This is a genomic window from Serratia sp. AS12 (assembly GCF_000214195.1).
Lineage (GTDB): Bacteria > Pseudomonadota > Gammaproteobacteria > Enterobacterales > Enterobacteriaceae > Serratia > Serratia plymuthica.
The window spans coordinates 3,622,157-3,644,604 of record NC_015566.1; the positions used below are offsets into that span (position 1 = coordinate 3,622,157).

General features: G+C 52.4%; 23 protein-coding genes and 1 tRNA gene. 7 read left to right on the plus strand and 17 right to left on the minus strand.

Annotated features, from left to right (window positions below):
* Positions 1–228 precede the first annotated feature (228 nt).
* Both SERAS12_RS16910 and rplY read left to right on the plus strand, forming a co-directional pair.
* Positions 229–1,986, plus strand: coding sequence for a DEAD/DEAH box helicase (locus SERAS12_RS16910; protein ID WP_013813794.1), 1,758 nt, complete (start codon positions 229–231; stop codon positions 1,984–1,986).
* Between the two features lie 161 nt (positions 1,987–2,147).
* Complete coding sequence (rplY, locus tag SERAS12_RS16915; RefSeq protein WP_013813795.1) at positions 2,148–2,432, plus strand: 50S ribosomal protein L25; 285 nt, start codon at positions 2,148–2,150, stop codon at positions 2,430–2,432.
* 85 nt (positions 2,433–2,517) lie between these two features.
* Here rplY and yejK read toward each other — a convergent pair whose 3' ends face one another.
* Entirely contained in the window at positions 2,518–3,528 is a 1,011-nt protein-coding gene (gene yejK / locus SERAS12_RS16920; RefSeq protein WP_004947114.1) for a nucleoid-associated protein YejK, read from the minus strand.
* Between the two features lie 177 nt (positions 3,529–3,705).
* On the opposite strand from yejK, the gene SERAS12_RS16925 reads away from it, so the two are divergent.
* From SERAS12_RS16925 to SERAS12_RS16945, 5 genes are all read left to right on the plus strand, one after another.
* On the plus strand, positions 3,706–3,933 hold the full coding sequence (locus SERAS12_RS16925) for a YejL family protein (RefSeq protein WP_006317912.1): 228 nt from the start codon (positions 3,706–3,708) through the stop codon (positions 3,931–3,933).
* A 9-nt stretch (positions 3,934–3,942) separates the two neighbouring features.
* Complete coding sequence (gene yejM / locus SERAS12_RS16930; protein ID WP_013813796.1) at positions 3,943–5,724, plus strand: LPS biosynthesis-modulating metalloenzyme YejM; 1,782 nt, start codon at positions 3,943–3,945, stop codon at positions 5,722–5,724.
* 78 nt (positions 5,725–5,802) lie between these two features.
* Positions 5,803–5,879, plus strand: a tRNA-Pro gene (locus SERAS12_RS16935).
* A 220-nt stretch (positions 5,880–6,099) separates the two neighbouring features.
* On the plus strand, positions 6,100–6,342 hold the full coding sequence (locus tag SERAS12_RS16940; RefSeq protein WP_013813797.1) for a DinI family protein: 243 nt from the start codon (positions 6,100–6,102) through the stop codon (positions 6,340–6,342).
* The gene (locus SERAS12_RS16945) at positions 6,342–6,584 is read left to right on the plus strand and encodes a hypothetical protein (protein WP_013813798.1); all 243 of its coding nucleotides are present in this window, start codon (positions 6,342–6,344) and stop codon (positions 6,582–6,584) included. The genes SERAS12_RS16940 and SERAS12_RS16945 overlap by 1 nt, the downstream gene beginning before the upstream one ends.
* Before the next feature lie 411 nt (positions 6,585–6,995).
* Here SERAS12_RS16945 and SERAS12_RS16950 read toward each other — a convergent pair whose 3' ends face one another.
* From SERAS12_RS16950 to SERAS12_RS17025, 16 genes are read right to left on the minus strand one after another with little or no spacing between them, the layout of a single operon-like run.
* Entirely contained in the window at positions 6,996–7,712 is a 717-nt protein-coding gene (locus SERAS12_RS16950; protein ID WP_013813799.1) for a LamG-like jellyroll fold domain-containing protein, read from the minus strand.
* The gene (locus SERAS12_RS16955) at positions 7,709–9,784 is read right to left on the minus strand and encodes a prophage tail fiber N-terminal domain-containing protein (protein WP_013813800.1); all 2,076 of its coding nucleotides are present in this window, start codon (positions 9,782–9,784) and stop codon (positions 7,709–7,711) included. The genes SERAS12_RS16950 and SERAS12_RS16955 overlap by 4 nt, the downstream gene beginning before the upstream one ends.
* 51 nt (positions 9,785–9,835) lie before the next feature.
* On the minus strand, positions 9,836–13,213 hold the full coding sequence (locus tag SERAS12_RS16960) for a DUF1983 domain-containing protein (RefSeq protein ID WP_013813801.1): 3,378 nt from the start codon (positions 13,211–13,213) through the stop codon (positions 9,836–9,838).
* Between the two features lie 60 nt (positions 13,214–13,273).
* Positions 13,274–13,882, minus strand: a complete 609-nt coding sequence (locus SERAS12_RS16965; RefSeq protein WP_013813802.1) for a tail assembly protein — start codon at positions 13,880–13,882, stop codon at positions 13,274–13,276.
* Between the two features lie 42 nt (positions 13,883–13,924).
* Positions 13,925–14,347: a lipoprotein gene (locus tag SERAS12_RS16970; protein ID WP_013813803.1), complete on the minus strand. Its 423-nt coding sequence runs from the start codon at positions 14,345–14,347 to the stop codon at positions 13,925–13,927.
* Positions 14,348–14,390: 43 nt separating this feature from the next.
* On the minus strand, positions 14,391–15,092 hold the full coding sequence (locus SERAS12_RS16975; protein WP_013813804.1) for a C40 family peptidase: 702 nt from the start codon (positions 15,090–15,092) through the stop codon (positions 14,391–14,393).
* Between the two features lie 2 nt (positions 15,093–15,094).
* The gene (locus SERAS12_RS16980; protein WP_013813805.1) at positions 15,095–15,844 is read right to left on the minus strand and encodes a phage minor tail protein L; all 750 of its coding nucleotides are present in this window, start codon (positions 15,842–15,844) and stop codon (positions 15,095–15,097) included.
* A gap of 8 nt (positions 15,845–15,852) precedes the next feature.
* Positions 15,853–16,206, minus strand: coding sequence for a phage tail protein (locus SERAS12_RS16985; RefSeq protein WP_013813806.1), 354 nt, complete (start codon positions 16,204–16,206; stop codon positions 15,853–15,855).
* Positions 16,206–19,331, minus strand: coding sequence for a phage tail tape measure protein (locus tag SERAS12_RS16990; RefSeq protein ID WP_013813807.1), 3,126 nt, complete (start codon positions 19,329–19,331; stop codon positions 16,206–16,208). Before SERAS12_RS16990 ends, SERAS12_RS16985 begins: the two co-directional genes overlap by 1 nt.
* Complete coding sequence (locus SERAS12_RS16995) at positions 19,324–19,623, minus strand: phage tail assembly protein T (RefSeq protein ID WP_013813808.1); 300 nt, start codon at positions 19,621–19,623, stop codon at positions 19,324–19,326. Before SERAS12_RS16995 ends, SERAS12_RS16990 begins: the two co-directional genes overlap by 8 nt.
* Before the next feature lie 20 nt (positions 19,624–19,643).
* On the minus strand, positions 19,644–20,051 hold the full coding sequence (gene gpG / locus SERAS12_RS17000) for a phage tail assembly chaperone G (RefSeq protein ID WP_013813809.1): 408 nt from the start codon (positions 20,049–20,051) through the stop codon (positions 19,644–19,646).
* A gap of 46 nt (positions 20,052–20,097) precedes the next feature.
* A complete protein-coding gene (locus SERAS12_RS17005; protein WP_013813810.1) occupies positions 20,098–20,835 on the minus strand; it encodes a phage tail protein in 738 nt (245 codons plus the stop codon).
* Positions 20,836–20,846: 11 nt separating this feature from the next.
* The gene (gene gpU / locus SERAS12_RS17010; RefSeq protein WP_013813811.1) at positions 20,847–21,248 is read right to left on the minus strand and encodes a phage tail terminator protein; all 402 of its coding nucleotides are present in this window, start codon (positions 21,246–21,248) and stop codon (positions 20,847–20,849) included.
* A complete protein-coding gene (locus SERAS12_RS17015) occupies positions 21,245–21,808 on the minus strand; it encodes a phage tail protein (RefSeq protein WP_013813812.1) in 564 nt (187 codons plus the stop codon). Before SERAS12_RS17015 ends, gpU begins: the two co-directional genes overlap by 4 nt.
* Positions 21,809–21,819: 11 nt before the next feature.
* Positions 21,820–22,095, minus strand: coding sequence for a DNA breaking-rejoining protein (locus SERAS12_RS17020; protein ID WP_013813813.1), 276 nt, complete (start codon positions 22,093–22,095; stop codon positions 21,820–21,822).
* Positions 22,088–22,411, minus strand: a complete 324-nt coding sequence (locus tag SERAS12_RS17025) for a DUF2190 family protein (RefSeq protein ID WP_013813814.1) — start codon at positions 22,409–22,411, stop codon at positions 22,088–22,090. Before SERAS12_RS17025 ends, SERAS12_RS17020 begins: the two co-directional genes overlap by 8 nt.
* Between the last annotated feature and the right edge of the window lie 37 nt (positions 22,412–22,448).

A 22,448-nucleotide genomic window follows, 5' to 3' on the forward strand; every position in this document is an offset into this window, starting at 1 on the left:
CAGGGCAGGTTCGGAGAGGGGGAAACAGCGATTACTGTCACAGGAGTATAGCGGCGGAAACGGCCCCCTGACAGAGGTAATTTCCACGCTTCTCGCACCGCATGCGCTCAGAAGGCATAATAATAGAAATTTTTTAGCCGCCTGAGGAGTAAAATGTCACTGTTTCTGTGGGTTCAGATGTTGCAAAACATGTTCCCGGCGGCCCATTTCAACCAACGGCGTTAATTCATGGCCTTTACTCTACGCCCCTACCAACTGGAAGCGGTCGAAGCCACCATCAAACATTTCCGCCGGCATTCACAACCGGCGCTGATTGTGCTGCCGACCGGTGCAGGCAAAAGCCTGGTGATCGCCGAACTGGCGAAGCGCGCACGCGGCCGGGTATTGGTGCTGGCCCACGTGAAAGAGCTGGTAGCGCAAAATCACGCCAAATACTGCGCCTATGGCCTGGAGGCGGATATCTTTGCCGCCGGGCTGCAGCAAAAAGACAGCGCCGGCAAAGTGGTGTTCGGCAGCGTACAGTCCGTGGCGCGTAATCTGCCGTTGTTCGACGGTGCGTTTTCCCTGCTGATTATCGACGAGTGCCACCGCATCAGCGATGACGACGACAGCCAGTACCAGCAAATTATTCAGCACCTGCAAAAATCCAATCCGCAACTGCGGCTGTTGGGGCTGACCGCCACGCCTTACCGGCTGGGTAAAGGCTGGATTTATCAGTATCACTACCACGGTTTTACCCGCGGCGATGCCGGCAGCCTGTTTCGCGACTGCATTTATGAACTGCCGCTGCGCTACATGATCAAGAACGGCTATCTGGTGCCGCCGGAACGGCTCGACATGCCGATTGTACAGTACGATTTCAGCCGCCTGGAGGCCAGAAGCAACGGCCTGTTCAGTGAGATAGACCTCAACCGCGAGCTGAAACAGCAAAATCGCATCACGCCGCATATCATCAGCCAGATCGTCGAATATGCCGAAACGCGCAAAGGGGTGATGATTTTCGCCTCCACCGTTGAGCATGCTCGTGAGATCCACGGCCTGCTGCCGGCCGGTGAGGCCGCGCTGGTCAGCGCCGAAACGCCGGCCGCCGAGCGGGATGCGTTGATTGAGGCGTTCAAACAACAGCGGCTGCGCTATCTGGTCAACGTAGCGGTGTTGACCACCGGCTTTGATGCACCGCATGTCGATCTGATCGCCATTCTGCGCCCCACCGAATCCGTCAGCCTTTATCAGCAAATCGTCGGCCGCGGGCTGCGGCTGGCTCCCGGCAAAGAGGATTGCCTGATCCTCGACTACGCCGGCAATCCGCATGACCTGTTTACGCCGGAGGTGGGCGTCAGCAAACCGCACAGCGACAGCCAGCCGGTACAAGTATTTTGCCCCGGCTGCGGCTTCGCCAACCTGTTCTGGGGAAAATGCACCGAGAATGGCGACATCATCGAGCATTACGGCCGCCGCTGCCAAGGCTGGCTGGAAGACGATGATGGCCATCGCGAACAGTGCGACTACCGCTTTCGTTTCAAGAGTTGCCCACACTGTGGCGCAGAAAACGACATTGCTGCGCGCCGCTGCCACCAGTGCCAGGAAGTGCTGGTCGATCCCGATGACATGCTGAAAGAGGCGCTGAAACTGAAGGACGCATTGGTTCTGCGCTGCGGCGGTATGGAGCTGCAAAGCGGGCGCGATGAAAAAGGCGAATGGCTGAAGGCCACCTATTACGATGAAGACGGTACCAGCACCAGCGAGCGCTTCCGCCTGCAAACGCCGGCGCAGCGCAAAGCCTTCGAGATGCTGTTTCTGCGCCCGCATCAACGCGCGCCGGGGGTGCCGTTCAGTTGGCAAACCGCCGCCGACGTGCTGGCCCAGCAGGCACTGTTGCGTCATCCGGATTTTGTCGTGGCGCGCAAACGTGGGCAATTCTGGCAGGTGCGAGAAAAAGTGTTCGATTATCAAGGCCGCTTCCGCCGGGCCAACGAGCTGTATTGATGCCCGCATCGCGCAGATTCGGGAGGTTTCCATTGCCCTGCCGACCGCTTTCCGTTAAAATGCCGCCCGCTTTAGCTGGGTTCGCCCGGTGCTAAAGTGGTTTATCGAACCTGTTACTGGGTCGCCTTAACAGGGTAAATTTTCTTTTAAGAGAAAAAACAATGTTCACTATCAATGTAGAAGTACGTAAAGACCAGGGTAAGGGTGCGAGCCGCCGCCTGCGTGCAGCTAACAAATTCCCAGCTATCGTTTACGGTGGCGAAGAAGCTGCAGTTTCCATCGAATTAGACCATGATTCTGTAAAGAACATGGAAGCTAAACCAGAATTCTACAGCGAAGCAGTAACTCTGGTTATCGACGGTAAAGAAACCAAAGTTAAGGTTCAGGCTGTACAGCGTCACCCGTTCAAGCCAAAACTGACCCACATCGACTTCGTTCGCGCGTAATCGCAACGTATTCGAGCTTTTCGGGACGCCGAAGTAGAAAACGCCGCAATTGCGGCGTTTTTTATTGCCTGCGATTCGGCAAAAGTTACTTGTTGCCGCCGTTTAACCGGCGTTGCAGCTGATCGCGCAGGTTCGGCGGCGTGCCCTTAATCGTCAGCGTATCCGTTGCCGCATCCCAGAACACTCGCTCACCCAACAGCATCGCGTCAAAGTTCATGCTGATGCCGCCGCCGCTGCCGGCGAACTTGGTCAACTGGCGCAGCGTGCCGCGATCGGCCGGAAAACTGTCTTCCAGTTGATAGCCCTGTTCGCTGGAGAATTGCAGAAAATCTTTCTCGCCCACCGGCGCGATCTCTTTCGACAGTTCCTGCAGCTCGATTTCCTCACCGGCCTGCAACTGTTCGTTGCAATAGCTGTAAACCTGCTGGCGCACCGACTGGCGCTCATTTTTATCCAACTGAGCGTCGGCGCAGTAATCGTCAACCGCCTGCAACAAGCCCCGGTTTTGCGCTTTGGTGTCCAGCCCCTCGGCCGCCGCCAGGAAATCCATAAAGAAATCGGACACCTTGCGCCCCACTCGGCCCTTCAGGAAGGTCAGGTAGCGGGTAGATTCCGGGTTGGTTTCCCATTCGGTCAGATCGATGCGCGCCACGATATCGGCGTGGTTGATATCCAGATAATGGGTGGTATTGATATCCAGCTCTTCGTTAACGCGCGAACTGTTGCGGCTGTTGAGCACCGCGATCAACAAATACTCTGTCGACAGGTAGCGATACTGGCCGAACAGCACCACGCCACCTTCGGCAAACGGATACTTACCCAGCTCATCGCGCAGGCGGCCGGTTGCCGCGCGGCTGAAGGCCAGAAAATCCTTATCGTCCTTGCGGCAGGTGCGCAGCGCATCAGCCAGCTCACTGCCTTCATTGAACAGGCCATAAGCCTTGCTCTTGGCACTGTAGACACGATGCAGTTCCTCCATCATTTCTTCCACCGCCGCATTGGTGGGAAGAAGAGAGTCGCGCAGCACTACGTCCAGCGTTTGTTCGTCGCGTTTTACCAACTGGTGCAGAGCGATCTGGTCGATATCCAGACTCATGATAAATCCTCCTGTTCTTTGAGCGCGTATTCAAGCACCGAAGGCTTCGCCCTGCAACTGTAATGCGGGATCGGCAAACGATCGTTACCTTAACGGCTACCACGCTATAAAAGAGCGGAAAATCACGGCTCTATACGGTAAGATATGGGACTTTGTCAGGCTTTGAGCGCAATTTTTATGCCACAATCATCCCGTTACAGTGACGAACACGTTGAACAACTGCTCTCTGAGCTGGTCAATGTTCTGGAAAAACACCATACTCCCACCGATCTTTCGCTGATGGTGCTGGGCAACATGGTAACTAATCTGATCAACACCAGCGTTGCTCCCGCGCAGCGGAAGACGTTGGCAAGATCGTTTGCAGAAGCTCTGCAAGCTTCTATTCGTGAAGACAAAGCGCATTAATAATTACTTATGGTGACAAACCGTCAGCGTTATCGTGAAAAAGTCTCCCAGATGATTAGCTGGGGGCACTGGTTCGCCTTATTCAATATTCTGCTCGCCCTCGGGCTGGGCAGCCGCTACCTGTTTGTCACCGACTGGCCCTCCTCCCTGTTGGGCCGGGTTTATGCCCTGGTCAGCTTGCTGGGGCATTTCAGCTTTATCGTTTTCGCCGGCTACCTGCTGGTGATATTCCCGCTGACCTTTGTGGTGATGTCGCAGCGGCTGCTGCGGTTTATTTCCGCCGCGCTGGCCACGACCGGGCTAACGCTGCTGCTGGTAGACAGCGAAGTGTTCACGCATTTCCATCTTCACCTTAATCCGGTGGTGTGGGAACTGGTGGTCAACCCGGATCAAAGCGAGCTGGCGCGCGACTGGCAACTGATGTTCATCTGCGTGCCCGTTATCTTCCTGGTGGAGATGCTGTTTGGCACCTGGAGCTGGCAAAAGCTTCGCAGCCTGAACCGCCAACACTTTGGCAAGCCGTTGGCCGTGCTGTTCATCAGCGCCTTTTTTGCCTCGCACCTGATTTATATCTGGGCCGACGCCAATTTCTATCGCCCGATCACCATGCAGCGAGCCAACCTGCCACTTTCCTACCCCATGACCGCGCGTAAATTCCTTGAGAAACACGGCCTGCTCGATCCACAAGAGTACGAGCGCCGTTTGGTGCAGCAGGGTAATCCGGAGGCCGTAGCGGTGGAATATCCACTCAACGATCTCAGCTACAACGACAAAGGCAGCGGCTATAACCTGTTGATGATCGTCGTAGATGGCGTTCGCGCCCAGGATATGACAAAGGATATGCCTGCCCTCACCCGCTTCGCGCAGGAAAACGTTCGCTTCAGCGATCACTACAGTTCAGGCAATCATGCGGATACCGGCCTGTTTGGTCTGTTCTACGGTATTTCGCCGACCTATCTGGACAGCATTCTTGCCGCGCGCAAACCTTCTGCCCTGGTGAACGCACTTAGCGCCCAGGGTTATCAGTTTGGCCTGTTCTCGTCTGACGGCTTTAACGCCAGCCTATATCGTCAGGCGCTGTTGACCGACTTCTCGTTGCCGACGCCAAGCAGGCAAAACGATGCAGTCACCACACAACAATGGCAGCGTTGGCTGGCCGATCAGAACAACAATGCGCCGTGGTTCTCCTACATCAACTTCCGTGGCGCTGAACCGGCAGCCAATGAAAAAACACCGGCCCCGGCCGACTTTATTCAACGTTACCGCACCGGTGCGCAGGATGTGGATACGCAGATTGCTGAGGTGCTCAGCACGCTGAAAGCACGTGGCGTTCTGGATAAAACGGTCGTGGTGATTACCGCAGAACACGGCGTTGAATTTAATGACAGCGGCAAAGGCTACTGGGGTGCCGGCAGCAGTTATAACCAACAGCAGCTGCAAGTGCCGCTGGTTATCCACTGGCCGGGTACACCGGCTCAGACCATCAATAAGCTGACCGGCCATAACGATGTGATGCGCACGCTGATGCAGCGTTTACTGCACGTTAAAACGGCCCCTAACGATTACTCGCAAGGTGAAGATCTATTCACCGCACAGCGCAAGAATAACTGGGTCGCCACCGGTGATAACAACCTGTTGATCATCACAACGCCGACACAAACCCTGGTGCTGGACGGCAATGGCACTTATCGCGCGTACGATAAGAACGACAAAGAAATAAAAGACGAGAAACCGCAGCTTACCCTGCTGTTGCAGGTGCTGACTGACGTTAAACGGTTCATTGCCAACTAACTGCTTAAAATACAAGCAGTCAGGTGCTACAACTCTTGCAATGGCTTTGGTAAAGGGTAGTATAATTTGCCATAGCGTCGGCATGTAGCGCAGCTTGGTAGCGCACCGTCATGGGGTGTCGGGGGTCGGAGGTTCAAATCCTCTCATGCCGACCAAAAAACCTTAGAGAAACCAACCCGTTGCGGTTGGTTTTTTTATGTCTGAAATTTTAACATGGTAAAATGATGGTAAACCCATGGTAAAACTACCGACGAAACTAGGGATCGAGCTCAATACGTCTATACCGTAACATGCCCCATTTGCACGCTGAGCATTGAAAAAATCACCCACCCGAATATACTGTATAAAATCACAGTTAAATTAAGGAGTGAATAAATGTTCGTAGAGCTCGTGTTTGATAAGCGCAATGTGGCAGAACTCCCTGGCGCCGCTGAAATGATCAAGGCAGAACTGACCAAGCGCGTTCACGGTATTTTTCCTGCCGCTGACGTTCGGGTAAAACCAATGCAGGCAAACAGCCTGAACACCGATGCCAGTAAAAGCGACAAAGAAAAGCTTAACCGGATGCTGGAAGAAATGTTTGAAGAAGCCGATGAGTGGCTGGTGATGGATATCTGATGAGCAGCTTCACTATTGGCGGCACTCAGATCTTCGTTCTGACAGAAAACGAGCGATTCCCAAAGCCACATAGGGATAGCGCTTCGATGTTCGCTATTCGCGAAGATGAGGAACACCAGCACTGGATGTACACTTTACACAATCAAGGCTGGCAATTAGTTTCTGAAACTCCGTTTGCAACACAGGGTGACGCCATTGAGGCAGCTATCGCCTTCGACTTCTCCGACCTCGACAAAAAATAGCCGGGTTCCATCCCGGCCATCCCACCCTTGCGACCATTACTCCATGACATCCCCGGTGTGACACAATGGCAGTATCCCTCGTCATCTGAAAAAATTGATTATTAATAGCGCAGGTAAATAATTCGAATTGCGATCGATTTCAACGATCGATACGAGATAATTGATCTATCAAACCAATTTGAACAATTTTTGATACGGCCTCAACATATCAGATTAATCCCCTTGCCTTGGCCTTCAAATGCCCATCAAAACGCTGACACGGATCGCAGCTCTGACTTCTGCCGCTTCCATTATTACTAGCTTCACTCACTGGCCTGACGTCATGTTTATCTCAAGCTGTGTGATGCTTGTTATCTGGGCTCATGCTGAATGGGATTGGAGAAGGCGGAGATAACTCCGCCTGACTGAAACTCAGTTAACGAACTGGCCACGAAGAGACATGACTGTTTTCAAATCATCACGCTTTTCCGCCTGCTTTTCTGCTGTCAGAACACTGCCATAAACTGCTGCACAACCTATTAACCCTGGTAGCCCCATATTCTGCTCAGCGCTTGGCGAACCATTGAACATGAGCGGCCTTGTCGATTTATTCCGTTTAGTAATCGGCGTTGACCTGCGTTCACCGCCCGATCTAGTTATTGATGCTTCTGTGTTTGATACTGTGACCGTGAAGCGCGTCCAGCCCCCAACAGCACCACCATGTTCAACAGATGTCACAGAAATGGTTCCTGTCTGTCCATTGTTAGTATCGCCGGTCGCAACCTGCAAAATCAGTGCGCCATTGGGTTCAATACGTAGCTGAATGCCAGAGAATGGTGCTACGCCTGGATAGAAATTGGAGAAAATACGCCCAGAAACAGTCGGCAGATTCATATTGATACACAATGCAAACGTCATCTCATCTGTTTCTATGATGCCTGTATTTGCCCCATGCGCTGAATCAGCAACAGTTTTCATCCCTAAGGAGGTAAATTCGTTATCGGTCACAAGGTCGCGGGCGTTACCGCTGGAGTCATACTTATCTTGCATGCTATATGTCGCTAAGCTGTGATCATTATTTAGCAGCATTTCTGGCTCAGCCAGTTCTAAATCACCGGAGTTAATAACGCCATCACAAATAATAATCATATTGCCTCCACTTTTATCAACCCCATTTGACCTACGCTAATCTGACCTGCATTAGCCGCAATAATTACTTTTATTTCAGTAACGCCGACGGGAATGATTACGTCATAGCTGAATGTCATAAATCCACCCGTTGAGTGACGCCACGTTCTGATACCCGCTATGTTCGTATTAAAGGCATCATTTGCCTCGCAGTAACAAGCCGTTGAGTTTTCACTTGTCACGTCTGTTTTTACCCTGAAGCTGAATGTGCGCGTTTCACCAGGAGTGACGGCCACAGTCTGAGAAACTCGGGGGATCGTTGTGCCTATTCCCGTCACAACCAGCACATTACCAACAACGGCCGGGTCAGTTGTGATGGCAACGCTCCCCCCTTCAACTGTCCACCCTGTCGGGATGCCGCCGGATGTATCCAGGAACAGAGGGTTAATAATCGCGTTTGCTCCCCCCTCTGTGACAGGATTCGCGATCGCAAGTTGCGGATAAATTGGCATAATGAACGGTTCTAGGGCTTCAACCAATGCCTTACCACCCATATGAAATGCACCCAGCGGTGACGGATGCGAGGGATCTGGGCTCCCATCGGGTAATTTACCGTTATATCCGGCCTTCCACCCATCGGTGACGGGATCAACGGTCACTGCGCGCATATTGACGAACGGCAATCCTTGTTCAATTGCACAGGCATGCAGAAACGCATTGATCACGTTTTCGCGATATTTCAAGGCGGGATCTGAATTATTCTGGGCCGCCATAGTGCAAACAACAGGAATAATCCCGTTCTTTCTGAATTCAGTTAATATATATTTAATGTTATTTTTTATTGCTGTTAATGAAAATTTAAAACTACCATCGCCGTTTGTCTGTATGACATCATTGCGGCCCCCAAGGAACGTAATGAATCTCGGTTTTGCAGCGATTGCAGGTTTCAAATGATCGCGGATCATGTCAGCAGTTGTATAGCCACCTGTTGCCCATTGCCCAATATATTTAATTCTGCCATCGCTAAATAATGAGGCCCACATCTGCCACGAACGCGCGTTATACGTCCATCCGCGCGGCTTACCTGATTCTGCTGGGTTTCGGCCATTATCAGTCAGGGAATCACCGAAGCCACCCAGTGTGTTCTGCAACAGCCCCATATGGGTTTCAAGCGGAATTCCGCGATATTCCAGTGTGCCAGCGCTATCATCACGAACGGCTAACAACCGGAAACCGCCAACAACAAGATTGAAAAGATATCCAGGACGAGCACGGCGCAGCGCTGAGGGACCAATAATCAACTCTCTGAGAATATTCATGTAATCTGAGAAAGTCTTTCCAGGCATCTCCTTTTCACTGTTCTCATTTATCGAGAACATGCTTGCACCTTGGCGGCTAACAAAATCAACAGGTTTCTTTCTGCGTTTTAGCGTTAGCAAACCCCGAGTGCGCCTGTCAGTGGAGTCTGCCAGTTCATTGACCATATCGAGATAACGTTTATTTGGATATGAGGTGATGAATTCCGCTACACCACTTTTATTTAAGTAATAATTGAATGCCACAACAGATAGCGTTGCATCCTGAATAGCGACACGGAACGATTTTCCGTCCTGTGTGCCGGCTAGTCCCGCTATCGTCCCATCTGGATCTGTTGATGTGGCATAGTACGTATTTGCATCTGCAATGTTTTCAGTATTATCCCGAGCGGCCTCTGCACGCGTTGCGGCATCAGCTGCAGCGTTAGCATATGCTGCGGCCGCAGTTCGCATATCATCAACCATTGCCACTATAGCGGGGGTCAGTTCATCCGCGCCTGGTGTGGTCAGAAAATCGTTAAGGGTCCCCGGTTTAGAGTCGCTATAAACGGTGATCTGCCCAACTTTCTCGAATGGACGCCCGTACGCCTCAATCATTACGTTATGCGTGCCAACCTCTACCGACAGTGAATAGCTACCATCTGCGCCGGTAGTGGAACTGGACGGCGCCAGGTGAACTACTGCCGATGACGTTTTGACCGCTGTCAGCATAATGGTTACACCGGGGCGCGGATCGCCATTCGGGCCGATGAGTTTACCGCTGATTAAAACAGCCATATTTTCTCCAGTAAAAAACCCGCCGAAGCGGGTTGGTTTTTCCAATGATATTTATACTACTGAGAACCCGCTATTTTGAGGTGTTGCCCAAACCATTACTGTGTAATTTGTAGATTCACCATTACCCTGGTCGAGGGAACCAGCACTTACATTTATATCAAGTGCTTCTCCTTTACCTACATCCCGAGAAAAACTGAACATCTTCGTGTAAGAGTACCCAGTAGAGGACTCACCATTTCTGGCAATATCTAACCCATCAACAGCACTTCCCTCATTACCATTGAAGTAAATTTTTGTTTTTTGATTTTTACGCATTACTGCCATTACATAGCCATAAATACGCATTGGCATTAGTGGGTTACCATCATAATGAACAGTTCGCCCACCACCGGTATTTGAAACAATGAATGAAAATGAATTGCCTTGAACTAGATTCCCTTCAATATTTGCCGCTGACAATTTACCGTCAATAACGCAAGTATCCAGAATATGGCAATTTCCTATAGTACCGTTATTAAAGTTACCTGCATCAGCATAAATGACGCCACGGACAGTGACCTGATGGAATTGAGCATATCCGCTTTTATCAATAGCCCAACCTCTTTGACCATCGATATAATTCGATGATTGAATTTGTTGTGCAATTTTGGCGCTATCTATCGTCGCGTCTTTAATGAACGCGCTATTAATAAACACCTGGTTATTCTCAATCGCAAACGGGACAGATACAGCCGAACCCTGACCATCAGCAGTATTCAACACAGCGAACCGGTCAGCCAGAATAAGTACCTGGCTCTGCATCCCTTCGGGGGTGTTTTCAACGCCCACGCCGATCCCAGCGGTATACAGTTTACCATCTACAGTCTGGCCAACTTTAACCGACCACATGTCCTTCAGCTTTCCGGCATCCTCAACCGGCCCCAGCAGCTCCTGCCCCAGCTCCGTTTCGGTGATTTTCCCTTTTAGGTAGTCCAGTACCTCGCTGGCGTCTTCGCTTGACGTTCCTTGCGTCCAGCCCGTCCACGGCCCTGTATTTCCCAGCTTATCCACCAGACGTGCCTGGAACCAGAAATTCACGCCTGCAGCTAATCCGGTCATGGTGTGGCTGCGCTGCGGGTAGGCATAATCACCCAGGTGCATTTTGTTGCTGCCATCTGAGTTCTGGCTATACCAGATTTCAGTCCGCTGCGTATCCTCGGCCCCGAGAGGAAACTCCCAGTTCAACACAATGCCGAATACCTGGCCTAACGTCGTGAAGCTGGCCAGCGCTGGCGGCTCTCCTTGTTTGCCGGTCAGTACCATTTCTGGCGCGTTCGCCCACACGCTCGAAATTTCAGAAGGGTTTATGGCGCGTACGCGAGCCTGATAGCGACCAGCATAAATGCCGGAAACCTCAAAGCCGAGTGTTGACGTACGCGGTGCCGGTATCCAGTTGCCGTTGTCCCTGCGCCACTCGGCCTCGTAGGCAATAGCGCTTTCAGCCCGATCCCATGTAACACGCAACGTCGCTACGGCCAGCCCTTGAATAATGGCTGACGACTCACCTATCTGAACATTCTTCGGCGGCGGCTGCACACCAGGCGGAATAACGCTGAACGGCGGGTCTTCAATCCGCGCACCTGTATCGATTTTTGCAAATTTATTTGGGTCATGCTCGACAGCGGTAATATCGAACGATACCCCGTCATCGCCTTCTTTAATGCCTGTAACGCGGAATTGCTGCAGTGCAAGGTCTGACGCGTCAACTGCCCACACGGCCTCAGCAACCGGTGTTTCGGAATACGCCGTCGTGACCGTAACGGCTTTACCCGATACCGCTGCAATGGTTCGCCCCTCGGCCTTACCGCTTGGCAGGTTCAAAATCAAACGTTCGCCAACAGCTGCGGAGGAAACCCGATCAAGGTTGATATTGCGACCATCAACAGAACTGATGCGGCCACCAAGCGGGCGACCAGCCAACATTTCATCAGCTACGGCAATAATCCAACCAGGCAGCGGTACTTTGCCATCAAGGCCCACGGTGAATGACACCAGGCGATCCTTGTCGTTGGTGTGTAACAGCCATTTACCCCGGCGGATACCTTCAGACTTTCGAATACACCCGATCGCCGTCAGGTCAGCTTGTTTGATGCCATAACGTCGAATTAGTGATTGTTCTGCGACTGGCTCTATCGCGTCCTGATAACCGTTTGCCGGGTCGCTCCAGCTCACCATGCAGGTGCTGTAATGCGTTTTCTCGCTGGCGCTGGCATAGGTAAACTTGCCATCTTTAACGTTGGCGCGGGTGAAAATGTATTTAACATCGGCGGGCATGTCGGCCAGGACATTCATGCCGTTGTTTGCCCAGAACGTAGAGCCGCGATAAATAGACGCGATGTCGCGTAGTACGTTCCAAGCATCCTCTTGTGACTGGATGTAAACATCACACAGAAAACGCGGTTCTTTTCCGTCACCGCCCCGGCCATCCGGCACCAGTTGATCGCAATACTGTCCAATCTGGTACAAGTCCCATTTCGTCAGCGCGAGGTTTTCAGCCTTTACTCGGGTTCCGATAGAGAACCGGTCATTTATCATCAGATCATAGGTTATCCAGGCCGGGTTATTCGTCCATGCTGTTTTAAATGTCCCGTCCCATGTGCCGGTATATTCCCGTGTCTCGGGGTTGTAATTCGAAGGCACTCGAGCGATGCGCCCTTTTGGCTCGCTGGATACCTGGGGAATATTGGGGAACTGTTTCGCATCGAACTGGATAAACAGCAACGCTGTTTCCGGGTAACGCAGCTTGGCGTCTATCGTCTCCGTAATGGCTTCAACCACCATTTTATCGGCTACCCGGTTACTGGTGCTGTTCGGCGTCAGGCGACGGACACGCACTTGCCACCCTGTTGTGGCCGCCGGCAGATCGATGCGGTGGCTGCGCTCATATTTGGTCGTGGTCTTGCCATCAATGGCAGTGCGCAGGGCTTCTTGATAAGTGCCGCCATCAGTGGCAACGTCGATCGCATATTCAATGCGGTACCCGACTACATCCCCGTTATCTTGCTGCTGCTGCAACTGGGCCCAAGAAAAACGCAGTCGTACCGCAGAAAGCTGAGTGTTGGTCACTGCTCTAACCCAGTCACGTTCGCTTGTTAATTCAGTGCTGACCGTAATTTCGTTTTCAACATCAGGCATGCCGGGAATGTAATCCTGATGTGGCGTGCCTGAACGGAATTCCCATTTCACGCCGGGGAAGTTTTCAGTGCCATCAGCCGAAGTTAGCGGAGTGCCATCAAGAAAAATCCGGGTGCCATCAAGTTCACCGGCAAACTCTCCCTCGCCCAGCGCCAGAAGTATTTTTGCGTAAGAGGTGGACTGCAAAGAATCGGGTGATTCTGTCGGTGTGCTCGGGCTGCTGCTGCCACCTTTTCGGCCTTCAATAACATGCATGCTTTTCTCCAGGCGTAAAAAAACCCGCCGGAGCGGGTTCAGTAAATCAGAGGCATCTAATTACTGCTGGTCTTCTGCATAGATGCCAGCGGAGATAATGGCGCCACCAATGCGACGCTTCCCATATAGAATCGGCACTGGATTACCCTGGGCAATGGTATTAACTGGCCCACCGAATGCGTATGACGGCTTATTGTCAGGATCTTGGCGTGAAGCCAGTCCGCCCTGCATAGGTGAAAGCATTTGAATGACGCCACCAAGCATCATGGCTCCACCAGCCCACGCCAACTGAGCACCAAACGCGGACATTGTCCCAGCAGAAAACACTGATATAAGAACACCCGCAACAACCATCACTGCACCTAAAATCGTTTGGAAAACACCTGCTTTTTTACTTCCAATAATTATTGGTGCTATTCGTATATCTCGCCCGTTTGAAGGCATGATGAGATCATCTCTACTCAGCCCATTCTTACCCTCAAACACAGCAAAAGTTAAACCGATTTCCTTGCTTTTCAGTAAGAAGTTTTGGAATCCAGGGATAACCGTACATAACGCTTTAATTGCCTCTTGAGGACTATCTACCGCTAGTCGATGAACTCTTCCAAATGTTGCACCAAGCACACCGTATAATCGTATGGTTTTTACTTCAGGGATTAAAAGGGCCATAAAACACTCCCAATAAAAAAGCCACCTATTGGTGGCTTAGTTTCAATTTAACGGTAGGGGTTTCACATCGAGATTTCCACTTGGGTCAGCGAATAACCTCACGGCTTTTGTTTGATTTGGCTTCAAATTTATATCCCTACCAACAGGAACCTCGTCTGCAATACAAACCTTTCCCTCACCTTTCATCGCTATATTGTGCTCACCTGCAGGGAGGTAAAAATTCACTCGCTCTCCTGGATTGAGGCTTGCTGCACGCTCACCGTCAACATATACGCCAAAATAGCAACCACCACCTAAAAAACCGCTATCTCTGACTATGATTAGTTGTGCACTATTTACCTGGGAAGATTGATATTTAAAAACTCTTTCTTTTGGGGCTAATTTTGCCTGATTTGGCAAAACGGCTTGAGTCGCACAACCTGATAGAATCGCAATTGCTACAGCCACAAACGCTATTTTTTTCATAATGATATCCCTTTGCTGAATATCACAACATCATAGCAGCAGATCAGCCGTTGTAACGCAAAACGGTGATCGTCCGTTCTGACCAGTACCCACCATACGGAACGCGCGAGCTGAGCTGTCCATACATGTGATGCACCATCAACCCATCGCCCAGGTAAACGCCTGCGTGATTCGGCTCCGGCGCCTGCACCTGCATAACGATTACGTCACCGATCTGTATCTCGCCCGACGCCGGCACGAAGCCCGCCTCGGCGTAGAGCTTCATATAGAGGTTTTCACCCCGTTCCCACCAGCCATCTTCACGCGGGTAGTTCGGTAAGGTGACATCACGCTCGAGCTGATACCAATCCCGGACAATTGCGTAACAATCCCAGAACCCATGCACGAACGGACGGCCCAGCAATGGCTTGATGCCCTGCGTGGGCATGACCTCACGAATATCCCCCTCTGGCCAGCTGGCAATGATCCATGGCAGTTGTGACAGGTCACACTGCGCAATATCGAGTTGGCTAGGTTGGGTCGTTGCATCGGGGTGACTGTGAACAATCGCAATGATTGTGCCGGCATCTTCAGCGGCGGCGTAATCCTCTGGTGCCAGGCTAAACTGTTCAGTGGGCTCCGGTGCCAAATTTCGGCAAGGAACGTAACGCTGCCGGCGTCCGTTTTGCACCACCAGCCCACAACACTCGCGCGGATACTCCGCCGCCGCATGCGCCAGAACGGCGCTGATTATCTGTTTACGCATTATCACCTCTTCAGCAATGCGGAGCCGGGGAAACCACCAAACGGCAATTGCTCTGTTGCGCCCCAACGTTTTTTGCAATCACTGAGCAAGCCGCCACAGTCGTCTTTTGACGGATCGTCAACCGGGTTACCGTCCTGATCAAAATAGTTTGTGCCGGTATAGCCACAGGATGGACCTCTGTACTGCCCACGAATGCACCAGGTGCACAGGCTATGGATTTGGCGCGTTGGAATTTGGATACCCTGCAGGTCTGCCGGCGAGGACAACTGAAACTGAATAATTTCGTCATCTTCGCTGGTTTTGTTTTCGATGTAGAAAACATCCAGCTTTTCCTTTGTCGGATCAGCCTCCGGATTGCCGTCCGGATAATTTCGCGCATCCAGATATTGAGCAAAGGTAAAGTGACGCGTGACTCTGGCCTGAGCCATGTTTTGATACGCCAGGCACATGGCCGATATCGTTCCATCAAGGTTTGCCACGCTCAACGTGGGCGTCGGTGCACTGCCATCGCTGGTAACTTCGAAACCTGTTGCCTCCACCGGCCAGGGTTTGTACTCCTGCCCCTGCCACCAGATGGATTTAGCTGGCAACAAGCTTGGGTCACTGCCAGCGGAAACCAATTCAGCTTCTGAGTACGGGATCGGATAGTTATGAAAAAACAGTTCAGGACCATCGAACATACTGCCATCCACATGGAGCAAAAAAACCTTGCTCCCCGGCCGTAGAAGCTGGAGATCTGCATTGATTGACATGATTTTTCCTACGGATGATTAGCGCGGGTGAAAGTAACCGTCAGGGTGTAATTACGGCCCTGAGCGTTGGCAAACGTGGGCGTTAGAGTAAAGGCCCCTGCGTTGTAGAGCCCCAGCTGATACAGTGGATTACGCCACTGGAATGAACGGTACCCGTTATGTTCGCGCAAAAATGCCACGATCGGCTCGACAAACTTCCAGGGACCAGAAAACGTTAATGGCCAGCTTTCCTTTTCGCTGTTGATTCCATCGCCGGTCACCTGCCTGTAGCCATCACCAAACTGCACTTCCCGAACAACCGGTTCAAATTCCCCAGCCGAGCCATAGCGCGGAGGGAAATGGAATGTTTTAAGTTGTGCCATTACCCCCTCCCGCCGCGTATAGCCTGATTTAGTACACCGTTTTGTCTAAGATCCTTATCCCTCAATTCACGGTATTTTTTCGCCACATAATTACCGATATCAGCACCAAACGATTCCAAGCCTGGCGTCGTTTTCTGTTGTGACGACTGACCATTATCCGTGAGGTAGATATTTACCTGTGGTGCAGCGCCGGAAGCACCTGAAGCCGCACCACCATAAGCGCTGACACCTAAACGCCCGTCTGGACCACGCTTGAGTGGCAATATCCCCTCGGCACCCGCTTCCCCCATCACCCCAGCGCCCTTGGCAAACGCGAAGAACGTCGGCTGGCTCACAATCTGCCCGCTGTATGCGCTCAGCGATGGGGAGGAATACGCCCCGCCCTTGGCATTAGCGAACATAGGGACAGCTCCGGGATTGTTACCAGCACCTCCGGAAAAAGCGCCGAAGAGGCTTCGCAGTCCGCTTGATATAGCCATCCGGTATGCAATACGTGACAAATCAGAAATGATTGAGGTGGTAAAGCTGCGGAATGTGGTTTTCCCCGTAGTAGAGAAAGAAACCAGCGCATCTTCCATCCCAGAAAATGCCCCCGTGAAGAGTGATTTCGTCATTCCGGCGGCATCTGCGGCCTGATCCTGATAATTACTCCAGGCAGAAGAAGCGCCGGCCATCCAGTCACCTCGTAACTTGTCCTCCGCTGCATAATAATCCTGCGCGGCCTGCAGCTGACGCTTATAACCAGCATCGTCCAGGCTCCCACCCTGGTTTTGCCATCCCTGGCTCAGTTGAGCAAAGGTGCTTTCACGCTGGGCGGCACGATCCCCCAAGCCGGCACTGCGCTGCAGCGCCTGCTGCTTCTCTGCCATTTGGGTGACATATTTGGTCGATGCGTCCTGCAGTTTGTTGAGCCGTTCCTGCTGAGCGATTTGATCGCCGAGCGCAGCTTTCTGTTCCGCCAGCGCCAGCACTTTATCCTTGCTGGACAACAGAGACTTTTCCTGTGCGGATAGCTGACGCTTACCAGCCGCCTCCTCCAATACAGTGAACTGTGCTTGAGCTTTCCATAGATCCTTGCGCTGCTGGCTTATCGTGTCATTCAGCCCACTGTGCTGGCGTAGTACCTGCAATTGAGCCTGCAGAGCCAACATCTCTGACTGCGTACTGTCCATCGCCCGTTCACCGGCAGGTGTGCGGTATTGCGGTCCTTTCGGGGTTTTCGGGTCCTTGAACTGCTCGTTAATCCGTTGAATCTGTTTATCGCGTTCTGCTGCAGTTTTGATGATGCCGTTGTTGAAGGCTTCATTCGTCTGCCGGATTAATTTCGCGCGCTTTTCTTCTTTGGTCTGCAGCGTGGTAGCCAGTGCATCCTGTTGCTGCGCAAGGCGCAGACGTTGCTGCTCATTTTCCTTTTGCTGCTGACCTATGGTTTGTATGCCCTTCTCCGCACCGCGGCGCAGGCTTAAGGCATCAAGCTGGAAATTGAGCAAATCCAGTTCTTCACGCCAGGCTTGCAGCTTGCCGTTCTTCTGGTTGTAGCCAGTACGTTCAGAGTTTGCGATCTGCGCCTGAATGCTTGCCGCACGGGATTGCAATTCGGCAGTAGCTTCACCGGCCGTCTTGTCACGGAAAACACCGGTGATGGCATCCCACATGCCGCCGGCCATGTCCTTCAGCGTCCGCATGTAAGATTCAACCGAGGAAAGTTCGGTTTTCATCTTCACCGCGGCACCATGCATCGCATCAGCCGCAAGATCTGAGGCCAATTTCACGGCATCCATTTGCCGCCCCTGTTCCTCAAGCGAGCGGATGTTGGCGTACTGCTCTGCCGTCAGGAAATGCAGACTTTCATTCAGCGCCAAAATACCCTGGCTGGGATCCTTGGCTATCGCTGTAAACTTGCCAGCCAACACATCCAGCCCTTCGCCACTTTCTTTGGAATAGGCGGCGATAGCCTGACTCACCTGTGAAAAGTTGGTACCGGACGTGGCACCGGCGGCGATCAGAGCCTTCAAAGAATCGGTCACAGCAGTAAAAGACTGCCCGGCAGCCGTGCCCTGATAGACTAAATCCTGCAGCCCCTGCTTTGTTAACCCGGATACACCATTAGTCCGAACAAGCTCACGGTTAAGATCGGCGATCCGCGTGCTGCTGTCGTAGGCATCATACGCGAGCAACCCCATTACCGCGGCAGTACCTCCAATAAGCAACCGTGCCGGCGTTAACAGACTGAGCATCGCTTTTAGCGCATTACCGGCGCCACCAAAGCTATCTTTGATCTGGCCACCTTGCTGAATGGCCACAAGCCATATTGGAGCACCAGATGCCAGCGAGGTAGTGATGTCTGTGATCTGCATCGGCAATTGGCGCATCGCCATGCGATATTGGCCAGCCGAAATTGCACCGCGTTTCCAGGCATCCTCCTGTTCGCGCATCTTAGCGATCAGCGGCGCAGCCTGTTGAGAAACACCTAATTGCGCAGCTTTGTACTCCTGAATCTGTGATGAGGTTTTTCCCTGCAAAGCAACCTGTTCACGAAGCTTCTGCAGGTAATCATCTTTGGCCTGAGCTGCGGCACGCTCTGCCTGGGCTAGTGCCCGCTCTTTTGTCGCCGTTTCTGTCACCAGGGAGAGGTAATCCCCCTGCGTAATATTGCCGGATGCCCTCGCAACCCGGATCTGCTCCTGAATCACACGGAGCTCTTGCAGGCTGTTTTCGGCTCCCTTTACTGCATCGATCTGGCGGAAAAAAGACGCTGTCAGGCGGTCCTGTGCATCGCCGGTCACTTGTGATTGTTGCTGTTCCTCCCTCAATCGCGTACTGAGCTGGGCGATACGCTGATGCGTTTCATCCACGGCCCTCGATGCCTCAGACCATTTCCCCTTCATGCTATCCACTGCGATAGCCTGGCTGGCCTGCATCTTCGCGGTAGCGGCGGCGCCGTTTTCCGCTATCCCGCTAATCGTTGCCGCCTGGCGTTCTGCCAGGCGCCGCATACGATCGGTAGATACATCCGCTTTACGGCTCGATTCAAGCAATTGGCGCTCAACGCGGCCCATCTGCTCCTGAAAAGAGACTGTATTTGCATCCAGATTGACGACGAGATCAGCAATCTGCTCAGCCATAACGAACCCCTCCGTAAATCCCCTCGCCGATCAACATAAGATCATCGTCCGTCTGCTCTATTTCCGGCTCTGGCGGGGTCAGTAAGCTGTAGTCACTAGGATAAATAGGATCATCACCGGTAGTGTACAGCGCCACCAGCATGGCCTTGAGTGACGAAAACTCGGCATCAAGCAGACCATCCGAGAAATGATTTTCCCGATAAAAATCAGCCCACTCACCCAGCTCAGATGCGCTGATCTCTGAAAGCATTCGCCTCCAGTCTGGGCGCTTAAATTCGCGCGCCAACCGCATGGCGAACTGGATTTCGGAGGCTAGGGCTTTTCCGGGGTAAGGTCTTTCTTTGTCTCTGGGAGGAGTTGTTCATCGGTATCTGAAGATTCAACCTGGGCCGGTATCATATTGCTCAGCGCCAGGACCTTCTGGCTGCAGCTGGCAATGGCCGCGCCGGACCAATCTTCCAACACAACCTGTTGCAGTGTTTCAACATTTTGTTTTTTATCGCTATGCCAAAGCGATGCGGCCACCAACCAGGCGTTAATACGCAATTGCATTGTTGTAAAAGCGATATTTCGATCAGAATCACTGGTTTCTTCTGGAAGTGCGTCGTATTTGTCTGCCACTTCCTTAATAAATGAAATATAATCAATACGTTGCAATCCTGAAAGTTCGCTAATCTCGACCTTCTGATCGGCATAATCAAACGCGTCTTTTTTCAGCATAAATCCACCAATAAAAAACGCCCCTCGCGGGGCGCTGAAATAAAAATTAAGCTACGGTGATCTTGGCAATGGCCACTAGCAGACCATCGTTTGTCATCCCGATGATGTCCACACTACCGGCTTTTACCCCTTTCACTTTGGCCACATTGCCATTTTGAGTAACGGTGGCTGTCGCTGGCGCAGAGGTGCTCACACGCAAACCAGAATCAGTTGCATTGGCCGGCAGCACGCTAAAGGTCAGATCCACCGTTGCACCCACTGCAACGTTTGCGGTTGTCGGTGCAACGGTCACACCAGTGACAGGCACAACTGGCGAATCGCCGTCTTCGGCAATGTATGGCCGGCCGGTATTGGTCACCTTGATGGAACGGGTGATCACCTCTTTAGCGGTCACGGTTTTTCCAAGGCTGCTTACCCAACCCTTAAACACATCAACAGCGCCATTCGGGTATTTGATCTTGTAACCACGGACTTCACCAGAATGAAACCACGCCACCAGACCTTGCTGGCCTGTTTCGCCAGGCTTCCAGGCTAACGTCAGGTTAGCCTCACCGGCGGACTTCGCCCCCTGTGCCGTGGCATTCCAGTCAGCGTCTTCATCATCCAGATAGCTGTCGTCATAGGAATCAGCAGTGATTTCACCCGGCTGCAGTTCCTTAACCTTCGCCAGGCGGGCCCAGCTATCGTCACTGAGCGGGTTGCTGTACGGGTCGCCATTTCCCGTATAAAGCCAAAAAGTTGTCCCGGCGCCTTTTACCGGCGCCAACGGGTTTGGAGTTGCCATTATCAGGCTCCTTACATGGTATAGGTCAGTTGGTAGGAAAGATCGGCGGCGCCCCAGGTGGCCATTTCATCATCCCGTTGGTAGTCGTAACCCACGGGAGCCATGGTTTCTGCCAGGCTGGCCATATCAGGAATATCATTCAGGACAGGATAGATTTTCTCTTCTACCCACTGATCCAGCGCCGCATCAGGTTGGCTGGCTTTGAGGTACACCACGACATGCAATATGGCGCGCCAACTGTCCTCATCCAGCGATGCTCCCGTATAACGTGCATCATCAAGAAATACGGCCACTGCCGGCAAATCGTTCTCATCGATGAACGCCGGGCGGCCGTCGAAATAGGTTACATCTCCGGTGATTGTTGCGCGGCAACGGTTCAGTACCGCGTTGCGGATCTCAGCATGCTTAATCATCCAATTTTCCTCACAAGATAAAGCCGCAGCTGGTTTTTCAGGGCATACCCCATTTCCTTGCCCATATCGGTTTCCAGCAAACGCCGCGTCTCCTCCTGGTAGGCTTTGGTCAGCGGTGTCACCAATGGGATTTTGACGACCTCGATCGGATATCGTGACCGACCGACACGCCTCATTACATGCCATCGACCGTTGGCCAACTGCTGTATAAATGCGTTGCGGAAGGTATAGCGCCCAATCTTCAGCACGCTGCCCTGCTTACCCACAAACCCAACGCGGCGGGATAGCTGCATTCGTGCCGCTCCGAGCTTGATCGCCGGCAAATTACCGCGGTTAATTGAGAGCGATGCCCTCGGTGGGTTTTGTTCGGCGCTGGCCCTGCGCAATCGGGCACGCTGCCTGATCAGTTTCTGTTGCACCCGGACATCTTCGGCCACCAGCTTGGTACTTCGACTGATTGCCCGCCCGGCCACGCGGTTGAGCGATTGTGCCGTCGCGCGCGGTACCATAGACTTGCTGAGGGTGTTCAGATTACGAATGGCCTGTTCAATGCCTTTCATGGCTGCTCCCCTTATTCAATCCAGATATGCGGCTTACCGTTGAAGAGCTGGTAACGCGTCACGATGTAATTTTTACCATCGAAAATCACCGCATCGTTTCTGCGAGGCCGGTATCCCGGGGTGAAGATCACCAACGAAATACCGTCTCCGCTCATTGCCTGCAGCTCAGGAATGAAATGGGCTTCCACCGCAACATGTGGCGAGTCCGCCAACGTGACAGGTATACCAAGCCGGGACAGCGTGACGCTATCCATCCTGGCAGCCATCCTGTCAAACGGATTAGCCATTGAGTTTTACCGATACCACGGTGGCGTCTTTAACCGCAGCCTCCCAGGCATAACCTGCCGCGACTGCATCAACATCAGCCAGTTGCACCACGCCGCCTTTAATAAATACCTTCTTACCGGCAGGAATGACGTCGGCCGACAGTTTAGGCAGTTGAAACACGCCGGATGTAAAACCGTCACCGATGCGGCCTTTAGGAATGTCCGTAATAGCCACAGCGACCAGATCCCCCACAACAACCGGATCGCCGCTGGCGATATCCGCTGCAGTGGCCGCGATCGCGATGGTATTACCGTCTTGTACAAAGTTCTTAGCCATTTGAAACTCTCCATACGGCCCGCGAAGGGGCCGAATT

Excerpts from the sequence above, each read along its gene's own strand:
- SERAS12_RS16980 (WP_013813805.1), bottom strand. The coding sequence starts at position 15,844 with ATGTCAATCAATGCAGATCTCCAGCTTCTACGGCCGGGGAGCAAGGTT.
- SERAS12_RS16910 (WP_013813794.1), top strand. The coding sequence starts at position 229 with ATGGCCTTTACTCTACGCCCCTACCAACTGGAAGCGGTCGAAGCCACC.
- SERAS12_RS16945 (WP_013813798.1), top strand. The coding sequence starts at position 6,342 with ATGAGCAGCTTCACTATTGGCGGCACTCAGATCTTCGTTCTGACAGAA.
- SERAS12_RS16955 (WP_013813800.1), bottom strand. The coding sequence starts at position 9,784 with ATGGCTGTTTTAATCAGCGGTAAACTCATCGGCCCGAATGGCGATCCG.
- SERAS12_RS16970 (WP_013813803.1), bottom strand. The coding sequence starts at position 14,347 with ATGAAAAAAATAGCGTTTGTGGCTGTAGCAATTGCGATTCTATCAGGT.
- SERAS12_RS17015 (WP_013813812.1), bottom strand. The coding sequence starts at position 21,808 with ATGAAAGGCATTGAACAGGCCATTCGTAATCTGAACACCCTCAGCAAG.
- rplY (WP_013813795.1), top strand. The coding sequence starts at position 2,148 with ATGTTCACTATCAATGTAGAAGTACGTAAAGACCAGGGTAAGGGTGCG.
- yejK (WP_004947114.1), bottom strand. The coding sequence starts at position 3,528 with ATGAGTCTGGATATCGACCAGATCGCTCTGCACCAGTTGGTAAAACGC.
- SERAS12_RS16995 (WP_013813808.1), bottom strand. The coding sequence starts at position 19,623 with ATGCGGTTGGCGCGCGAATTTAAGCGCCCAGACTGGAGGCGAATGCTT.
- SERAS12_RS16990 (WP_013813807.1), bottom strand. The coding sequence starts at position 19,331 with ATGGCTGAGCAGATTGCTGATCTCGTCGTCAATCTGGATGCAAATACA.
- SERAS12_RS16925 (WP_006317912.1), top strand. The coding sequence starts at position 3,706 with ATGCCACAATCATCCCGTTACAGTGACGAACACGTTGAACAACTGCTC.
- SERAS12_RS17005 (WP_013813810.1), bottom strand. The coding sequence starts at position 20,835 with ATGGCAACTCCAAACCCGTTGGCGCCGGTAAAAGGCGCCGGGACAACT.
- SERAS12_RS17025 (WP_013813814.1), bottom strand. The coding sequence starts at position 22,411 with ATGGCTAAGAACTTTGTACAAGACGGTAATACCATCGCGATCGCGGCC.
- SERAS12_RS16985 (WP_013813806.1), bottom strand. The coding sequence starts at position 16,206 with ATGGCACAACTTAAAACATTCCATTTCCCTCCGCGCTATGGCTCGGCT.
- SERAS12_RS17020 (WP_013813813.1), bottom strand. The coding sequence starts at position 22,095 with ATGGCTAATCCGTTTGACAGGATGGCTGCCAGGATGGATAGCGTCACG.
- SERAS12_RS16950 (WP_013813799.1), bottom strand. The coding sequence starts at position 7,712 with ATGATTATTATTTGTGATGGCGTTATTAACTCCGGTGATTTAGAACTG.
- SERAS12_RS16940 (WP_013813797.1), top strand. The coding sequence starts at position 6,100 with ATGTTCGTAGAGCTCGTGTTTGATAAGCGCAATGTGGCAGAACTCCCT.
- SERAS12_RS16975 (WP_013813804.1), bottom strand. The coding sequence starts at position 15,092 with ATGCGTAAACAGATAATCAGCGCCGTTCTGGCGCATGCGGCGGCGGAG.
- SERAS12_RS16965 (WP_013813802.1), bottom strand. The coding sequence starts at position 13,882 with ATGGCCCTTTTAATCCCTGAAGTAAAAACCATACGATTATACGGTGTG.
- gpG (WP_013813809.1), bottom strand. The coding sequence starts at position 20,051 with ATGCTGAAAAAAGACGCGTTTGATTATGCCGATCAGAAGGTCGAGATT.
- yejM (WP_013813796.1), top strand. The coding sequence starts at position 3,943 with ATGGTGACAAACCGTCAGCGTTATCGTGAAAAAGTCTCCCAGATGATT.
- gpU (WP_013813811.1), bottom strand. The coding sequence starts at position 21,248 with ATGATTAAGCATGCTGAGATCCGCAACGCGGTACTGAACCGTTGCCGC.
- SERAS12_RS16960 (WP_013813801.1), bottom strand. The coding sequence starts at position 13,213 with ATGCATGTTATTGAAGGCCGAAAAGGTGGCAGCAGCAGCCCGAGCACA.